Source organism: Cellvibrio sp. UBA7671 (genome assembly GCA_002483145.1).
Classification (GTDB): domain Bacteria; phylum Pseudomonadota; class Gammaproteobacteria; order Pseudomonadales; family Cellvibrionaceae; genus Cellvibrio; species Cellvibrio fibrivorans.
Genome location: DLHJ01000005.1, coordinates 22,838 through 38,556, shown reverse-complemented (window position 1 = coordinate 38,556; position 15,719 = coordinate 22,838). Strand labels below are relative to the sequence as shown.

Here is a 15,719-nt window from a genome sequence, read left to right as displayed (position 1 = left end):
TTTTCTAAATGGGCGTTTGCTTATTGATCCTTTCGTCCAACAATGTCGCTAATATGAAATTTAGGCCTTCTTTTTACTTCCTCATAAATTTTTGATAAGTACTCGCCAATAATTCCAAGGCAAATTAATTGCACACTGCCGATGAATAGCAATGGCAAGAGTACTGATGCCCAGCCGGGTGCGGCATTGTCAGTAAATAGCCGCACTACCAGAACCCAGGCAATCAAGCTAAAAGAGGCAAAACCTGAAAGCAGACCTAGCACGGTGATCATACGCAGTGGTGCAGTGGAAAATGCAGTAATACCTTTCCATGCAAACGACAGCATTTTTTTCAGCGGATATTTGCTTTCACCCGCTTCACGCGCCTGACGCTCATACTCAACTACTGATGAGGGATAACCCACTTCGCGCACTATGCCGCGCAAAAACAAATTGGACTCATCGTATTCTTTTAGTGATTCCAATGCGCGGCGCGAGAGTAGACGGAAATCGGCGTGGTTAAACACCAGATCAACGCCCATTTTTTTCATCAAATGATAATAGCCCTCGGCGGTAAAGCGTTTGAAGAAAGTATCTGTGTGGCGTGCTGAGCGCACGCCGTAAACTACATCGTTACCTTTTAGATATTCATCCACCATGGCTTCAATATTTTGTGGGTCATCTTGCAGGTCAGCATCGATACTGACCGTAATATCTTCAGTGGTAGTGCACAGGCCTGCATAGAGCGCATTTTGGTGGCCTTTATTACGTGAGAGCTTTATCGCAACTAGCGCAGAATTTTTTGCCGCTTCTTCGGCGAGAATTTTCCAGGTTTTATCTTTGCTGCCATCGTCAACCAAATAAATTTTGGATTCCTGGTTAATTTTACCTTTGGCGATCATTGAGTCGCGTAGGTTTAACATGGTCGCCAGTGTCTTGGGCAACATCTCTTCTTCGTTGTAACAGGGAATAACAACCGCAAGCGATGGAATGGACGTTGTCATTTTAATGATTCCTGTAGATCCAGAATTTATGCACCGCAAAATTCAACACCACGGTGATTCCCGTAGCCAGAAATTGCGCAGCCAAATAATGCTCGACCCAAGGCAGGGCGAGATAGTTATTGAACAACCATAAAAACGCTGCAAACAACAAGGTATTGGTTGATAAGCCAATAGCAACCGCCAGCGCATACTTGGGAAATGTCTGCGCGTGACTGCTAGAGCTCTTGAACGTGTAGTGGTAGTTCGCCCAGTAGTTAAAGAATGACGAGAGCACATATCCCGCAGCAGAAGCAACAACCTCTGGCAATAAACGGCTTTCGACAAACAAGATCAGCAATAAAAACTGGATCAGGGTGGATATGCCACCAATACCTACAAACAGGACGAAGCGTTTCATTGTTATTCTATTGAGTTGTTATTGTAATGAGTTGTGATGAATTGTTAGTCGGTGCGCGTCGTAAAAACGCAGCACATTAGCATACTTTTAACGCGAAAGTGGTAGGAATTATCAAAGCAGGATGTAGCTTAAAGGGGGAGTGTGACACTAGTATAAAATTTATTGCAGGAACGCAAAAAATGATGGCAGGCAGCCGGGTTTTTTATTGTGGCGATGTGCGCATTAAGCCCAACGCAATGCTGCACCAGCGCGTTCTATATACATGTACTCCACTTTATTGGTCAGCGGGTGACAGGAATGGCGCAAATGATGGTGATCGAGGGTGGACCCCATATATTCCCAGCAGTGCCCTTCATGGATGCAGAGGGGGTCGCCGCCATTTAAACGGTAGCTGGACAACTCATCCCACATTCTTTGCCATTCAGGATGGTTGATATCGAGATATTCCATAAATCGTCCTTTAAGGTAAAACCCGTCGTTGGACCCGGATAAATCTTGTTCAGTTATTCTGGTTTATTAAATTATTTTGTCAAGAAGCCTTGCTAAGGTAATGATTTATATAAAAATAATTAAACCAGAAGTGTGTATTAGTTCACCCATTATATAGAAGGTTGATATAAAAGTGGCGTTTAAATTTGTATTTTTGTGTCAAAAAGTAGCAAAAAAAGTGTAACGGGTTACGTGTGGTTATAGCTGAAGTGGCAAGATTTCATTGACATTACAGTTAGGGAAATGTTTAAAGTGATTGGAATAGATAAAAACTTGCGCGGAGGCAATGAAATGAATATCAGCCAAGCGGCCCAAGCTTGCGGCCTACCCAATAAAACTATCCGCTATTACGAGGAGATAGGCTTGGTGGTGCCCATGCGACAAGAGGGAAATGATTACCGGATTTACACATTGAGAGATGTGGAGCAATTGCGCTTTTTGCAGCGCGCACGCGCGGTGGGATTTAGTCTGGATGAATGCCGCGAACTATTGGCGCTTTACGCGAACCCACAGCGTCGTTGCAGCCAGGTAAAAGCACAAGTGGATGAGAAAATAATCCAGATCGATCAGCAGTTGATTGCGCTCCGCGCCATGCGCGATACCTTGGTTGATATGGCAAATGAATGCGCGGGTGATGACACCAGTGATTGTGCAATTATCAATCAGCTGGCGGTGGATGAATCACCGCAGCTAAAACGACCTTCTTCTATGGCATTTACCTTGGTGGATGTGCCAGCCAATCGGCTATCCGGCGATATTTCCTAACCGGTAGGCCGGTGTTTTTCTACCCTGAAAAAGGCTATGATGCGCGCCGTTTAACTATTTAGCAGTGGAGCAACTATGAGCATCAAATCCGATAAATGGATGCGCCGTATGGCTGAAGAGCACGGCATGATCGAACCTTTTGAGCCGGGTCAGATTCGTTATGATGCCGCCGGTCAGCGCATAGTGTCTTACGGTACATCCAGCTACGGTTACGATGTTCGCTGCGCGGATGAATTTAAAATTTTCACCAATGTCCACTCCACCGTTGTCGATCCTAAAAACTTTGATGAAAAAAGTTTTGTCGATATTAAAAGTGATGTCTGCATTATTCCGCCCAACTCTTTTGCACTTGCCCGCACCGTTGAATACTTCCGTATCCCGCGCAGTATTTTGACGGTATGTTTGGGGAAATCCACTTACGCGCGCTGCGGGATTATCGTTAACGTAACGCCGCTGGAGCCAGAGTGGGAAGGCCATGTGACACTGGAGTTCTCCAACACTACACCACTGCCTGCAAAAATTTATGCCAATGAAGGTGTTGCGCAAATGTTGTTTTTTGAATCCGATGAGATTTGCGAAACCTCGTACAAAGATCGCGGTGGAAAATATCAAGGGCAGCGCGGCGTGACTTTGCCGCGCACCTAATGCCGTGCACATAATTTTCTGCTGGTGCCGCGCACCAGCTCTGCAGTGTTCACCGTTATGGCTCTCCCTTCCCAAACACAGGTATTAATTGTTGGTGCCGGTGCGGCTGGTTTAATGTGTGCTGCTATGGCGGGTGCACGTGGCCGCGCGGTGGTCGTTATCGACCATGCCAATAAAGTTGGCAAAAAAATTCTGATGTCCGGTGGCGGCCGCTGCAACTTCACCAATATGGAAGTGCTGCCGAAAAACTATCTCTCGGACAATGCCCACTTTTGCAAATCAGCGCTCGCGCGTTACACCCAGTGGGATTTCATCGCGCTGGTGCAAAAACATCACATTCCCTATCACGAAAAAAAGCTCGGGCAATTATTTTGCGATAATAAAGCGCAAGATATTTTGTCGATGCTGCTTGATGAGTGCGCACAAGCGGGTGCTGATATCTACACGCTTTGCGATATTGAGCAGGTTGCGTCATTGCCCGAAAGCGATTTGCCGATGCGCTATAAAGTCAAAACCTCGCAGGGTACGATTTATTGCGAATCTCTGGTGGTGGCGACGGGTGGTCTTTCGATTCCCACTATGGGGGCGACGGGTGCGGGTTATGAATTGGCGGAACAATTTGGTTTGCCGTTAAAGCCGCGCACTGCAGGTTTGGTTCCTTTTACGCTTTCACCTGCGCAGCTCGCAGTATTTTCGCCCTGCGTTGGTAATGCGCTCGATGTCAGTGTGAGTTGCGAAACCGCAAGCGGGCAGGTGAGTTTTTCGGAAGCTATGCTCTTTACCCATCGCGGGTTTAGTGGTCCCGCCATGTTGCAGATATCGTCCTATTGGCAGCCGGGTAAAGAGTTGGAAATAAATTTGTTACCTCATTTGCATTTATTTGATTTTTTAACTGAACAGCAAAAAGTGCGCCCCAAGGTTTTGCTTACGACTATGGTGGGTGAGTTGCTCACCAAAAATATTGCTCAGTGCTTATGTGATTACTGGGGTGCGCAGTGGAATGGCAATCGCCCGATCAATCAATATACGCATGCGGAGTTGCAGCTCATTGCAGCACAATTCCACGAATGGAAAATCATGCCTGCCGGAACGGAAGGTTATCGCACGGCTGAGGTTACCTTGGGCGGAGTGGATACCCATCATCTTTCCTCCAAAACCATGGAGGCAAAAACGCAGCCGGGGTTATTTTTTATCGGTGAAGTTGTTGATGTGACAGGCCATTTGGGCGGTTTTAATTTTCAGTGGGCTTGGGCGTCTGGTGCGGCGGCGGCTGCGTATGTTTAATAAGCGAGTGCGCTAGGTTATGGGTGATGTAATCAAATTTAAAAAGCCAAGCCCTTTTGACAAACACAAAGGCAAAACCTTATGCCGCAGCGGTTTTCATAAGTGGGAAGTGGTAAAGGAAAAACAGTTTGATGTAAAACAGGGCAAGCTGGTGACTATCTATAAATGCAGTCGCTGCGGTGAGCAAAAAGTGGAATTAAAATAATTCGTAACAAAAGTGTTGTTGCTATAGCTATAAAAAAGGCTCCCTCTGAAGTGAAACACAGGGGGAGCCTTTTTTATTTCATCACTAGGCTTAGTGGTGGTGATGGCCACCGGCACCGTGAGCGTGACCGTGATTCAATTCTTCTTCGGTCGCTGCGCGTACTTCGGTAATTTCCACATCAAAGGTCAGGTCAACACCGGCCAACGGGTGGTTGCCGTCGATAGTGACTTGGTCGCCTTCTACTTTGGTGACAGTAACAACCTGCAAACCTTGTTCAGTTTCAGCGTGGAATTCCATACCGACTTCGATGTTATCGATACCGGAGAACATGTTTGATGGCAATTCTTGTACCAGGCTGTCATCGCGCAAGCCGTAAGCTTCTGCAGCATTTACAGATACATTCAGTTTGTCGCCGACTACTTTGCCTACCAACGCATCTTCCAGGCCGGGAATAATATTGCCAGCACCGTGAAGGTATGACAGTGGCTCGTGGCCCTCGGAAGAATCGAGCACTTTGCCAGTGCCATCAGTCAGTGTGTAGTGAAAGCTGGCAACGCAATTTTCAGAGATGTTCATAAAGAGCCTTTTGATTTGAGTGAATAGGTTTAGTTGAATAGAATTAAATAAATCAAATTAATACAGTCTAACTGTTACGAGATTAAAATTTTTCGATGGCCTTGCCATCCAGGGTCGCCTTATGAATATAAATTGTATAGGCTTCCCCTTTTTCTTCTTGCTGTAATCGTACCAGCAGATAATTCCAATCTTTTGCAAGCCAGGCGTAAGTCACACGCTCGTCATTTTCGCGACTGCGTTTTACTTTAATGGTGTTCACTTTCCCTAAAGGGGTGTCCAACATTTCTTCACCAACGGTCATGAATTTATATTCTTTCAGACGGCCGCCATCGGCAATTTGGTAAGTAAAGTTTTTCTGGCCATTGAGTAGATCCTGCTGCATTTGGATTTGGTAACTCAATTTGTCTTGCACTTTTTGTGCGATATCCATTTGCCAACTTGTTTTCTGCACGTTGTTAGTGACGCTTTTGTTTTTCCAATCAAACGATAATTCGGCCGTGCGGTCTTTGCTTAAGCCGCGCCTCGCATAACTATAGTGGAGCGGGCTGACGGTTTGCTGCGCCGGGTTCCATTGCATCTTGCTCTGTTCAGTTATGCTGCCGATAAATGACTCGGCTTTGAATAATAGATCGTATTGGTTTTCTGCTGTTTTGGTTAAGCGGTTATTGACGGTGATATTAAATCCGTAGAGTTTGGCTTTGTACTGATTGTCAAATGTCTTGGGGGCATTTGCTGCGCTTGCTAAAGATGTAAACAAGGCAAGGATAAAAAAGACGCTGACGCGAAGGCTTAACATGGACGTTCCTTTTAGGGCTCATTGGCCTCAATTTGATAACCGCAAGCAGGCAAAAGTTCACCTTTTAACTCAGCTTTGCCGTCCTGCATTTTCAAATCGCCTTGCGCGAACCATTTTACTGCCAATGGATAAATCACATGTTCCTGGCGTTGCACACGTTTGGCAAGCAGGCTGGCATCATCGCTAGCCAATACAGGCACCAACGCTTGCACAATTGCCGGGCCGCCATCCAATTCTGCAGTGACAAAATGTACGGTAACACCGTGGTGGCTTTCACCGGCATCAATAGCGCGCTGATGTGTGTGTAGCCCTTGAAACTTGGGTAGCAGCGAGGGGTGAATGTTGATCATTCTGCCCAGATAATGCTGGGTAAATTCGGCCGTTAGGATGCGCATGAACCCAGCGAGTACGACTAAGCCAGGGTTGTAAGCATCAATGGTGCGCATCAATTCCTGATCAAAAGCCTCGCGGCTGGCAAAACCTTTATGATCCAGTACTGCTGTTGGTATGCCCGCGTTGGTCGCGCGGGTCAACCCCAAAACGTCAGGGCGATTGCTGATTACGGCGGCTATTTCGATGGGGAGGTCGCCATTGGCGACACCATCGATCAAGGCTTGCAGGTTGCTACCGCTACCGGAGATAAGGACAACAACCCGCAAGGTTTTTACTTCAGTAGATGACATGCGTATCAGAGGCCTTGCAGTTCAACTTGGTGTTCGTCGCCAGTGGCTTTGGCAATTGAACCAATCACAAAGGCGTTTTCACCCGCTGCGCGCAGAATGTTCAGTGCGTTATCTTTCTCACTCGCCGGAACCGCAATCACCATGCCTACACCGCAGTTAAAGGTGCGGTACATTTCGCGGATATCCACATTGCCGCCGCGTTGCAACCATTGGAATACGGGTGGAAATGCCCAGCTTTTGGTGTCGATGACTGCTTTGCAATCGTCCGGCAATACGCGTGGGATATTTTCGGTCAGACCGCCGCCGGTGATGTGTGCCATGGCGTTGACTTGCGATTCTTTGATCAGCTTTAGCACCGATTTAACGTAGATACGGGTTGGCTCCATCAGCGCATTGGCTAGTGGTTTGCCGCCGCAATCCTGATTCAGGTCGGCCTTGGTGACATCGATAATTTTGCGGATCAACGAATAGCCATTGGAGTGAGGGCCGCTGGAGGTGAGGGCGATCAAAGCGTCGCCTGCCTGCACTTTGCTGCCATCGATAATTTCGGATTTCTCAACGACACCAACACAGAAACCGGCGAGGTCGTAGTCTTCGCCTTCGTACATGCCGGGCATTTCTGCGGTTTCGCCGCCAACCAATGAACAGCCGGACAATTCGCAGCCATCGCCGATGCCGGATACTACGGCGGCAGCGACATCCACATTGAGTTTTCCAGTGGCGTAGTAATCGAGGAAGAACAGCGGCTCAGCGCCGGTGACCACCAAATCGTTAACGCACATTGCCACCAGATCGATACCTATGGTGTCGTGCTTTTGCAGATTCATTGCCAGACGCAGTTTGGTTCCTACACCGTCGGTGCCAGATACCAATACCGGTTGGCGATAGCCTTCGGGGATTTCACAAAGTGCTGCAAAACCGCCCAAACCGGCCATTACCTCGGGGCGACGGGTGCGTTTGGCGACGCTTTTGATACGCTCGACCAGCGCATCGCCAGCTTCAATATCAACGCCTGCATCTTTGTAGCTAAGGGATGTGGTAGGGGTTTGGTTTTGGCTCATAGGAAAGGGCTCACAGCTCTGGCAGTTGGACTGGTTCAAAAAAAGGCCGCCATTCTAACAGCTTATGGCGGCGCTTGCAGGCCAAAGCACTGCGGCTGAGCAAGTTATTCTAATCTCACTGGGCCGGTGGCTATTGGAATCAGACATTTTTGGTGAATGCTTCCTCAATTGGGTCTGCCGCATGCTTGTTTAAGCCTGTTACAATGCCGCCTCCCTGCTTGTTGCTGACTGCATTTAGAGGTAATTCCTGTTGCGTTTCCTGCATCTACGTCTGCTGGTTTCTTCCTTGATTGTTGCGCTTGCAAGCGCAGCATCCGCTGGACAAAAAGTCGATATTTATCGCGCCGATACGCTGGTCAAAACCCAGTCTGAGAACGAGCGAAATGCTGCCGCCCGTGCGACTTTCGGTGAAGTTGTTGTGCGTGTATCCGGCCAGCGCAGCGCACTGGATCACCCCGCCATAAAAGCCGCCCAACCCGGTGCACAGAATTACCTGTTCGGTTTCACTTATAAATCTTCATCGGAAAAAATCACTGCCGATGGCAAAACATTCCCGGCCGTAGGATTGCAGTTGAACTACGAACCCCAGGCGATTGAAAAGCTGTTGCGCGATTCGCAGCTGCCGCTCTGGCCTGCAACTCGCCCGAAAGTATTGGTGTGGTTGGTCGCAAAAGACCCGACGGGTTTGCGTCTAGTGCCAGACATAGCTGATCTGCAGGCGATGCAGTTGCAGGCGCAGTATCGCGGTTTGCCGCTCAGTTTCCCTAAGATGGATTTGGAAGATAGCCTCTCGCTTACGGCTGATGATCTCTGGGCTCTGGATATCGAAAAAATCAAAACCGCTTCGCTTCGCTATAGAGCCGATGCGATTTTGATTGGTCGCTACACCCCTTACAGTCTTGGGCCAATTCCCCCGGCGGTAGTGGTTGATCCATTAGCGGCTGAAACGCCGAGCGAAGCGATAGCAGTGAGCAGCCTTGCATCTTCATCAGCAGCAAGTTCAGTGGTGGTAGATGGCATGACTGACGTAGCTTCTGCTCCTGTTATTCAAGGCCCATGGCTTGGCGATTGGCAGTTGCTCCACGCCAGCAACGATCAATCATTTGTCGATGAGACACCGGAAGTAAAAGGCCTGTTTGTCTCGGCGATCGACCATGCCGCCGATTATTTCGCCAACCAATACGCCATCATGCCCACCAATCAGGGGCCGCAAACCATCGTGTTGCGCATTGGCAATATCACTAGTTTTGGCGAGTTCAAACAGGCGCAAGCCTACTTGGATGAACTGGCGATGGTGCAGCGTATGGAAGTAGTGAAGGTCAACGCGGAAGGTATATTGGTGCGCCTGACAACCGAAGGCGATGTGAAGTTATTGATGAGTACGCTGGCACTCGGGCGCCGGTTGGCGCCGCTGCAATCGGACACTTTGGTGGATACACCTACGGGCGCGGTAGTAGCTGACCAAACTCCTGGTGGTGTCAATGATCCAGCCGTTATCAACGATCCGAGCCTTGATGCTGAGGTGATGGCGGAGTTGGATCAGGCACTGGCTAATGAGCAGATTCCCGGTGTCACCCCTGCATCACAGGTGCAAGCGCCTGTTTATGGCGGCACCGCTGAGAACCCTTTGATATACGTTTGGCAGAAGTAGTTATGGTTAACTTGCCCCAGCAGTTGTCACTCAGCGTCAATCTGAACGATGACGCAACCTTCGAGAATTTTTATGCGCCTGCCCATTCTCACAACGCGATGGTAGTAAAGGGGTTACGCGACCAATTGGACGGCAGTGGTGAGTCGTTCATCTATTTGTGGGGTGCACCTGGTTGCGGGTTGACGCATCTATTGCAGGCCGCTTGTCACCAGGCGCAGGAGATGGGTTTATCTGTTCAGTATCTGCCGCTGCGTGATCTGGTGGGTTATGCGCCCGACGACCTGTTTACCGGTTTGGAGATGGTTGATCTAGTGTGCCTGGATTGCTTGCCAACGATTGCTGGCCGAGCCGATTGGGAACTGGCGATTTTCCATCTCTACAACCGCCTGCGCGATGCGGAAAAATGCTTGTTGGTTGCCGCCGAACACAGTCCGCGTGAACTTGCATTAAGTCTGGAAGATTTGCGCTCACGTTTGCAGTGGGGACTGACTTATCAAGTACACAGCTTGACCGACGAAGACAAACAGCAAGCTTTGCAAATGCGCGCCCGCGCTCGCGGTTTGGAGTTGGGTGACGATGTGGCGCAATACATTATCCAGCGTCTGCCGCGCGACACTAACGAACTCTTTTGGCAATTGGCGCGGCTCGATCACGCTTCGCTCGCCGAGCAACGTAAACTTACCATTCCTTTTGTAAAGAAAGTTTTAGCGATTTGATCTCCCTCCGCTTCACCTCCAGACTCTCTTCAACCTAATCTCCACTTTAGGTTTTCGCGAAAAACGGTGCGCAGACTAGCTGCTAATCAACTAATCTCGCCAGGTGTTCTAGCTCAACAACATAACGACAAACACATAACAACAACAGGCTCATCCGGGCCTGACTACGCAATGGAGAATCACAATGGCTGTATTTATCCCGACTCGTTTGGCGTCGGCGCTGGCGCTTGTCGGCCTGACCGGTGTCATGTTTGGTTGCGGTAGTGGTGGTGGAGGCAGTGGCGGTAATAGTGCGGCTAGTTCCAAGGCTGCATCATCTGCTGCTGCGGTAGCCATTAGCAGCGCCGCCGCCAGTTCTACCGCCGCAGTAGCGGGCAATATCAAGCTCAATCAATTGGGTTTTCTACCCGAGTCTGCCAAATGGGCGGTTGTTCCAGCGGGCAGCGCGGCTACTTTTAAAGTGATCAATACTGCGACCAACGCAGCAGTATTGAGCGGCAACCTGAGCGCTGCAACTACCTGGAGTGCATCGGAAGAAAGCGTCAGGCTAGCCGATTTTTCCAGCGTAAAAACGCCGGGTGATTACCTTGTGCGTGTTGAGGGTGTGAATGACTCATATCCTTTTACTATCGCCAATGATGTCTACAGCGCATTAACGGCGGCGAGCATCAAAGCCTTTTATTACAACCGCAATAGCGCTGAATTACTCGCAACTCATGCTGGCATTTTTGCGCGTCCACTCGGCCACCCAGATACCCAGGTGCTGGTACATCCGTCAGCCGCCAGTGCAGCTCGCCCTGCTGGCACCATTATCTCCAGCCCCAAGGGTTGGTACGATGCCGGTGATTACAACAAATATATCGTCAACTCGGGCATTGCGACCTATTCGCTGCTTGCGGCTTACGAACATTTTCCAGAAATGTTTAACAACCAGAATTTAAATATTCCCGAAAGTGGTGATGCACTTCCCGATCTGCTCAATGAAACCTTATGGAATCTGGAGTGGATGTTGAGCATGCAGGACCCCAACGATGGTGGCGTCTACCACAAGCTCACCAACAAAAATTTTGATGGCACTGTAATGCCGCATCAGGCAACGAGCGAGCGTTATGTGGTGCAAAAAACGACGGCAGCCGCGTTGGATTTTGCTGCGGTAATGGCAACCGCAAGCCGTGTCGTTGCGCAATATGAAGCCCAATTGCCGGGTATGTCGGCAAAAATGCTGGCTGCTGCAGAATCGGCTTGGGGCTGGGCGGTTGCCAATCCGGCAGTCACCTACAAACAACCCGATGATGTCAAAACCGGTGAGTACGGCGATGGCAATCTGGCTGACGAATTTGCCTGGGCTGCAGCCGAGTTGTATATCACCAGCAAAAAAGACGCTTATTACACTGCGATGAAACCCGCCGAAACTTTTGCCACAGTTCCCTCCTGGGGCGATGTACGCAGTTTGGGTTGGATTTCATTGGCGCATCATCGCGATAATTTAACCGCAGTTGCCGATAAACAATTAATTGCCAACCGTATCGATGGCCTCGCTGCCAATTTGCAAGCGGTGTGGTCTGCATCGGCGTATCGCGTCACTATGCAGAAAAATGATTTTGTCTGGGGCAGTAACTCAGTCGCACTGGGGCAGGCAATGATGTTGGTGCAAGGCTATCGTTTGAATGGCAAGCGTGAATATTTGGATGCCGCTCAGGCGATGCTCGATTACGTACTCGGCCGCAATGCGACGGATATGTCGTTCGTGACTGGTTATGGCGATAAAGCAACACTGCACCCGCATCATCGCCCATCAGAAGCCGATGGCATTGCGGAGCCAATTCCCGGTTTTATCGCCGGTGGCCCGCAGCCTGGGCAGCAGGATAAGTCCGGTTGCAATGTGCCTTATCCATCCAATATCGCGGCCAAATCCTATCTGGATAATTGGTGCAGTTATGCCAGTAATGAAATTGCGATTAACTGGAATGCGCCCTTGGTTTACGTTTCGGCCGCTATTCAGGCGTTAACGCCTAAGTGATGTTGTAACCTCGTTTTAGTTTGTTATGAGCCAGCCATTGAGCTGGCTTTTTTATTTACCAAATGAATGGGCAGTTTTTGCTCGGCTTTATTGCGCTTTTGCAGGTTATTGTCATAAAGAGTAAAGATCCGTATCGGTGCATAGATAAGGTGTTTTTGGCGGGCTAATCTTTATTATCGGCGCTGGAGAGAGCCGGTATAAATACCATCTAAAAAAATAGAGCTAGCCATCATGAACCATTCTATTAATCGCCGTGCGCTTATGCGCGGCGCTGTTGCCAGTGCATTGGGGCTTTCCAGCCTTTCCGCGCTCGGGGCAGAACTCGCTTCACCCACGGCGGCACCTTCATCTTCCCGCGGGGTTTCACCAACAGCTTCACTCAGGGGCAATATTCACCATTCGGTTGCGCGCTGGACGTTTAATTTCTTATCGGTGGAAGAATTGTGTCTGGTCGTGAAACGTTTGGGCTTTTCGGCAATTGATTTAGTGGGACCCGGTGAGTGGCATATCCTCAAGCAGCATGGAGTCGATTCTTCCATGTGTAATGGCGCTGAATTAAATCTGGAAGATGGTTGGGGCGATGCGAGATTTCATCAGCCGCTGATTGAAAATTATCGCAAACATATCGATTTGGTCAGCGATGCAGGCTATAAAAACCTGATTTGTTTTAGTGGGAATGCACGCGGCAGAGATCCGGAAGATGGATTAAAGCAGGCCACAAAAGGATTGAAAAAAATTCTGGCCCAAGCAGAAAAACGCGGTGTGGTTTTGCAAATGGAATTATTCAATAGCAAGGTCGATCACCCGGATTATTTTGCCGATAACTCCGCGTGGGGAATTGAACTGTGCAAGCGTTTGGATTCGCCCAATTTTAAATTGTTGTACGACATCTATCACATGCAAATCAGCGAAGGCGACATCATTCGCACCATTCAAAATAATCACCAGTATTTTGGCCATTACCACACGGCCGGTGTTCCGGGGCGCAACGAGATCGATGATTCGCAGGAGCTGTATTACCCCGCGATTGTTCGCGCTATTCACGCAACGGGTTTCAAGGGATATGTCGCGCAGGAGTTTATGCCCAAGCGCGCAACGGACAACGAAAGAATTGAATCGTTAAAAGCGGCGATCCGCATCTGCGATATTTAATTTTCTATAAAAAAGTCGGTTTATCCAGAGGTATATCTATGTCCACTACACAACACTTTGATGCCATTGTGGTTGGCTCCGGCATTAGCGGCGGCTGGGCGGCGAAAGAGCTCACCGAAAAAGGGCTGAAAGTATTGCTACTCGAACGCGGGCGCAATATTGAGCACATCAAAGATTACGTCAATGCCCACAAAGAACCGTGGGATTATCCGCATCGCGGCCGCCCGACACAGGAAATGCAGCGCAATCACCCGGTGTTGAAACGCGACTTTGTACTCAATGAAGAAACCCAAGGTATGTGGGCGAATGAGCAGGAAAGCCCTTATGTTGAAAAGAAACCCTTTGATTGGTTTAGGGGGTATCACGTGGGTGGTCGTTCGCTCTTGTGGGGGCGTCAAAGTTATCGGTTTAGTGCGCAGGATTTTGAAGCCAATCTGCGTGAAGGTATTGCCGTTGATTGGCCGATTCGCTATTCAGACATGGCGCCCTGGTACGATTACGTTGAACGGTTCGCGGGAATTTCCGGCAGCCTTGAAGGTTTGGATCATCTGCCTGATGGCCAGTTTTTACCACCGATTGAACTCAACATCGTTGAAAAAGACGTGGCGGCCAGAATCAAAAAAGCCTATGGCGGCAAACGTTTGATGATCAACAGCCGTACGGCCAACATCACCCAACCCAAACCGGAGCAGGGCAGAGTCAACTGCCAATACCGCAATAAGTGTTGGTTGGGCTGCCCGTTCGGTGCCTATTTCAGCACCCAATCATCGACGCTGCCGGCGGCCATGAAAACGGGCAATCTCACCCTGCGCCCATTTTCTATTGTCAGCCAGGTGTTGTACGACAAAGACAAAAAACGCGCGCGCGGGGTAGAGGTCATTGATGCAGAAACCAACAAGACGTATGAATTCACTGCCAACGTAATTTTCCTCAACGCTTCCAGCTTTAACTCCACCTGGATTTTGATGAATTCCGCCACCGATATTTGGCCGGATGGTTTGGGCAGTAGCAGCGGCGAGTTGGGGCACAATGTCATGGATCACCACTTCCGCGTCGGTGCTGGTGGAGTTGTTGAAGGTTACGAGGACAAGTATTACTACGGCCGTCGCCCGGCGGGTTTTTATATTCCCCGCTTCCGCAATCTGGGCGACGAAAAGCGCAGTTACGTGCGTGGATTTGGCTATCAAGGCGCTGCCAGCCGCCAGGACTGGAATCGCGATGTGGCGGAAATGGGGGTGGGTGCAGATTTCAAAAATGCCCTGGCCGAACCGGGTGCATGGACTATCGGTATGACAGCCTTTGGCGAAATGCTGCCGCACCACGACAACCGGATTTATCTCGATCGCAAGGTTACCGACAAATGGGGCCTGCCCGTATTGGCGATGGATGTGGAGATCCGCGCAAACGAATTGGCGATGCGCAAAGATATGCAGCAGGATGCCATTGAGATCCTTGAGGCTGCCGGCGTTAAAAATGTCGGTGGTGCCGATTGGGGTTATTCACCGGGTATGGGCATTCACGAAATGGGAACCGCGCGTATGGGGCGCGACCCTAAAACTTCCGTGCTCAATGGTTTTAACCAGGTGTGGGATGCACCCAATGTCTTTGTCACCGATGGTGCCGCCATGACATCTGCCTCCTGCGTAAATCCATCGCTGACCTATATGGCAATGACTGCACGCGCTGTGGACCATGCGGTAAAAGAACTGAAAAAGGGGAATCTGTCATGAATCGCCGTGAATTATTAAAACTGATTACTGCTGCTACCGGTACTGCCATGATTGGTGGTTCCGCGCTGTTAAGTGGTTGTGCCACTCAGGCACCAACCCGTTTTTCTGCACAAAATATTGCGCTCTTGGATGAAATTGCAGAAACCATTCTGCCGCGCACCGACACGCCGGGCGCCAAAGACGCGCAAGTCGGCCAGTTTATGAGTGTGTTTGTGACGGATTGCTACACGCTGGATGAACAGGCAATTTTTCATAAAGGCCTGATGACGCTCGAAGACAATTGCAAAAAAACTTACCGCCGTAGCTTTATGGATCTGCAACAAAATGAGCGGGAAGATTTTGTTAATCAACTCGACCGTACAGCAAAAGCGGATATTGCTGCAGGCGGTATCCATTACTTCACGATGATCAAACAACTGACCCTGTTTGGTTTCTTCACTTCAGAGGTGGGTGGCACGCAAGTATTGCGTCATGCTCCGATACCCGGGCGTTTCGACGGCAACCTGGCCTACAAAGTGGGCGATAGAGGTTGGGCAACTAAATAAAGAAATACTGCAAAGTGGAAC

17 protein-coding genes are annotated in these 15,719 nt (G+C 49.5%); 10 read left to right on the top strand and 7 right to left on the bottom strand.

What is annotated here, in order from left to right:
- Positions 1–20 precede the first annotated feature (20 nt).
- The 3 genes from B4E62_RS06510 to B4E62_RS06500 all read right to left on the bottom strand — a co-directional run bounded on the left by B4E62_RS06510 (position 21) and on the right by B4E62_RS06500 (position 1,830).
- Positions 21–983: a glycosyltransferase family 2 protein gene (locus B4E62_RS06510; protein WP_310073946.1), complete on the bottom strand. Its 963-nt coding sequence runs from the start codon at positions 981–983 to the stop codon at positions 21–23.
- 1 nt (position 984) lies between these two features.
- Complete coding sequence (locus tag B4E62_RS06505) at positions 985–1,380, bottom strand: GtrA family protein (protein ID WP_310073948.1); 396 nt, start codon at positions 1,378–1,380, stop codon at positions 985–987.
- Positions 1,381–1,602: 222 nt separating this feature from the next.
- Positions 1,603–1,830 (bottom strand): 4-diphosphocytidyl-2C-methyl-D-erythritol kinase, encoded by a 228-nt coding sequence (locus B4E62_RS06500; protein ID WP_331351535.1) that lies wholly within the window; start codon positions 1,828–1,830, stop codon positions 1,603–1,605.
- Positions 1,831–2,112: 282 nt separating this feature from the next.
- Here B4E62_RS06500 and cueR point away from each other — a divergent pair, with 282 nt between their 5' ends.
- From cueR to B4E62_RS06480, 4 genes are all read left to right on the top strand, one after another.
- Complete coding sequence (gene cueR / locus B4E62_RS06495; RefSeq protein WP_331351534.1) at positions 2,113–2,634, top strand: Cu(I)-responsive transcriptional regulator; 522 nt, start codon at positions 2,113–2,115, stop codon at positions 2,632–2,634.
- A 75-nt stretch (positions 2,635–2,709) separates the two neighbouring features.
- Positions 2,710–3,279: a dCTP deaminase gene (gene dcd, locus B4E62_RS06490; RefSeq protein WP_007642150.1), complete on the top strand. Its 570-nt coding sequence runs from the start codon at positions 2,710–2,712 to the stop codon at positions 3,277–3,279.
- A 57-nt stretch (positions 3,280–3,336) separates the two neighbouring features.
- Positions 3,337–4,563, top strand: coding sequence for an NAD(P)/FAD-dependent oxidoreductase (locus B4E62_RS06485; RefSeq protein ID WP_310073957.1), 1,227 nt, complete (start codon positions 3,337–3,339; stop codon positions 4,561–4,563).
- A gap of 19 nt (positions 4,564–4,582) precedes the next feature.
- Positions 4,583–4,768 (top strand): hypothetical protein, encoded by a 186-nt coding sequence (locus B4E62_RS06480; RefSeq protein ID WP_310073959.1) that lies wholly within the window; start codon positions 4,583–4,585, stop codon positions 4,766–4,768.
- A gap of 90 nt (positions 4,769–4,858) precedes the next feature.
- Here B4E62_RS06480 and B4E62_RS06475 read toward each other — a convergent pair whose 3' ends face one another.
- The 4 genes from B4E62_RS06475 to purM form a co-directional block, all read right to left on the bottom strand.
- The gene (locus tag B4E62_RS06475) at positions 4,859–5,344 is read right to left on the bottom strand and encodes a peptidylprolyl isomerase (RefSeq protein WP_310073961.1); all 486 of its coding nucleotides are present in this window, start codon (positions 5,342–5,344) and stop codon (positions 4,859–4,861) included.
- Between the two features lie 82 nt (positions 5,345–5,426).
- Positions 5,427–6,140, bottom strand: a complete 714-nt coding sequence (locus B4E62_RS06470; RefSeq protein WP_310073964.1) for a DUF3108 domain-containing protein — start codon at positions 6,138–6,140, stop codon at positions 5,427–5,429.
- Between the two features lie 11 nt (positions 6,141–6,151).
- The gene (gene purN / locus B4E62_RS06465; protein ID WP_310073966.1) at positions 6,152–6,823 is read right to left on the bottom strand and encodes a phosphoribosylglycinamide formyltransferase; all 672 of its coding nucleotides are present in this window, start codon (positions 6,821–6,823) and stop codon (positions 6,152–6,154) included.
- Between the two features lie 5 nt (positions 6,824–6,828).
- A complete protein-coding gene (purM, locus tag B4E62_RS06460; protein WP_310073968.1) occupies positions 6,829–7,884 on the bottom strand; it encodes a phosphoribosylformylglycinamidine cyclo-ligase in 1,056 nt (351 codons plus the stop codon).
- 250 nt (positions 7,885–8,134) lie between these two features.
- On the opposite strand from purM, the gene B4E62_RS06455 reads away from it, so the two are divergent.
- The 6 genes from B4E62_RS06455 (at position 8,135) to B4E62_RS06430 (ending at position 15,698) form a co-directional block, all read left to right on the top strand.
- Positions 8,135–9,535: a DUF2066 domain-containing protein gene (locus B4E62_RS06455; RefSeq protein ID WP_331351533.1), complete on the top strand. Its 1,401-nt coding sequence runs from the start codon at positions 8,135–8,137 to the stop codon at positions 9,533–9,535.
- A gap of 2 nt (positions 9,536–9,537) precedes the next feature.
- Positions 9,538–10,251 carry a DnaA regulatory inactivator Hda gene (hda, locus tag B4E62_RS06450; protein WP_331351532.1) on the top strand — a complete coding sequence of 238 codons (714 nt, stop codon included), beginning with the start codon at positions 9,538–9,540 and terminating at the stop codon, positions 10,249–10,251.
- A 184-nt stretch (positions 10,252–10,435) separates the two neighbouring features.
- Complete coding sequence (locus B4E62_RS06445; protein ID WP_331351531.1) at positions 10,436–12,271, top strand: glycoside hydrolase family 9 protein; 1,836 nt, start codon at positions 10,436–10,438, stop codon at positions 12,269–12,271.
- A 231-nt stretch (positions 12,272–12,502) separates the two neighbouring features.
- A complete protein-coding gene (locus B4E62_RS06440; protein ID WP_331351530.1) occupies positions 12,503–13,423 on the top strand; it encodes a hydroxypyruvate isomerase family protein in 921 nt (306 codons plus the stop codon).
- A 38-nt stretch (positions 13,424–13,461) separates the two neighbouring features.
- Positions 13,462–15,153, top strand: a complete 1,692-nt coding sequence (locus B4E62_RS06435; RefSeq protein WP_331351529.1) for a GMC family oxidoreductase — start codon at positions 13,462–13,464, stop codon at positions 15,151–15,153.
- Complete coding sequence (locus B4E62_RS06430) at positions 15,150–15,698, top strand: gluconate 2-dehydrogenase subunit 3 family protein (RefSeq protein WP_331351528.1); 549 nt, start codon at positions 15,150–15,152, stop codon at positions 15,696–15,698. The genes B4E62_RS06435 and B4E62_RS06430 overlap by 4 nt, the downstream gene beginning before the upstream one ends.
- Positions 15,699–15,719: the final 21 nt, after the last annotated feature.

What these genes read in the sequence shown, in the direction of transcription:
- B4E62_RS06480 (WP_310073959.1), top strand. Translation starts at nt 4,583, where the DNA reads ATGGGTGATGTAATCAAATTTAAAAAGCCAAGCCCTTTTGACAAACAC.
- dcd (WP_007642150.1), top strand. Translation starts at nt 2,710, where the DNA reads ATGAGCATCAAATCCGATAAATGGATGCGCCGTATGGCTGAAGAGCAC.
- B4E62_RS06440 (WP_331351530.1), top strand. Translation starts at nt 12,503, where the DNA reads ATGAACCATTCTATTAATCGCCGTGCGCTTATGCGCGGCGCTGTTGCC.
- cueR (WP_331351534.1), top strand. Translation starts at nt 2,113, where the DNA reads ATGTTTAAAGTGATTGGAATAGATAAAAACTTGCGCGGAGGCAATGAA.
- B4E62_RS06430 (WP_331351528.1), top strand. Translation starts at nt 15,150, where the DNA reads ATGAATCGCCGTGAATTATTAAAACTGATTACTGCTGCTACCGGTACT.
- hda (WP_331351532.1), top strand. Translation starts at nt 9,538, where the DNA reads ATGGTTAACTTGCCCCAGCAGTTGTCACTCAGCGTCAATCTGAACGAT.
- B4E62_RS06510 (WP_310073946.1), bottom strand. Translation starts at nt 983, where the DNA reads ATGACAACGTCCATTCCATCGCTTGCGGTTGTTATTCCCTGTTACAAC.
- B4E62_RS06470 (WP_310073964.1), bottom strand. Translation starts at nt 6,140, where the DNA reads ATGTTAAGCCTTCGCGTCAGCGTCTTTTTTATCCTTGCCTTGTTTACA.
- B4E62_RS06435 (WP_331351529.1), top strand. Translation starts at nt 13,462, where the DNA reads ATGTCCACTACACAACACTTTGATGCCATTGTGGTTGGCTCCGGCATT.
- purN (WP_310073966.1), bottom strand. Translation starts at nt 6,823, where the DNA reads ATGTCATCTACTGAAGTAAAAACCTTGCGGGTTGTTGTCCTTATCTCC.
- B4E62_RS06445 (WP_331351531.1), top strand. Translation starts at nt 10,436, where the DNA reads ATGGCTGTATTTATCCCGACTCGTTTGGCGTCGGCGCTGGCGCTTGTC.
- purM (WP_310073968.1), bottom strand. Translation starts at nt 7,884, where the DNA reads ATGAGCCAAAACCAAACCCCTACCACATCCCTTAGCTACAAAGATGCA.
- B4E62_RS06485 (WP_310073957.1), top strand. Translation starts at nt 3,337, where the DNA reads ATGGCTCTCCCTTCCCAAACACAGGTATTAATTGTTGGTGCCGGTGCG.
- B4E62_RS06500 (WP_331351535.1), bottom strand. Translation starts at nt 1,830, where the DNA reads ATGGAATATCTCGATATCAACCATCCTGAATGGCAAAGAATGTGGGAT.
- B4E62_RS06505 (WP_310073948.1), bottom strand. Translation starts at nt 1,380, where the DNA reads ATGAAACGCTTCGTCCTGTTTGTAGGTATTGGTGGCATATCCACCCTG.
- B4E62_RS06475 (WP_310073961.1), bottom strand. Translation starts at nt 5,344, where the DNA reads ATGAACATCTCTGAAAATTGCGTTGCCAGCTTTCACTACACACTGACT.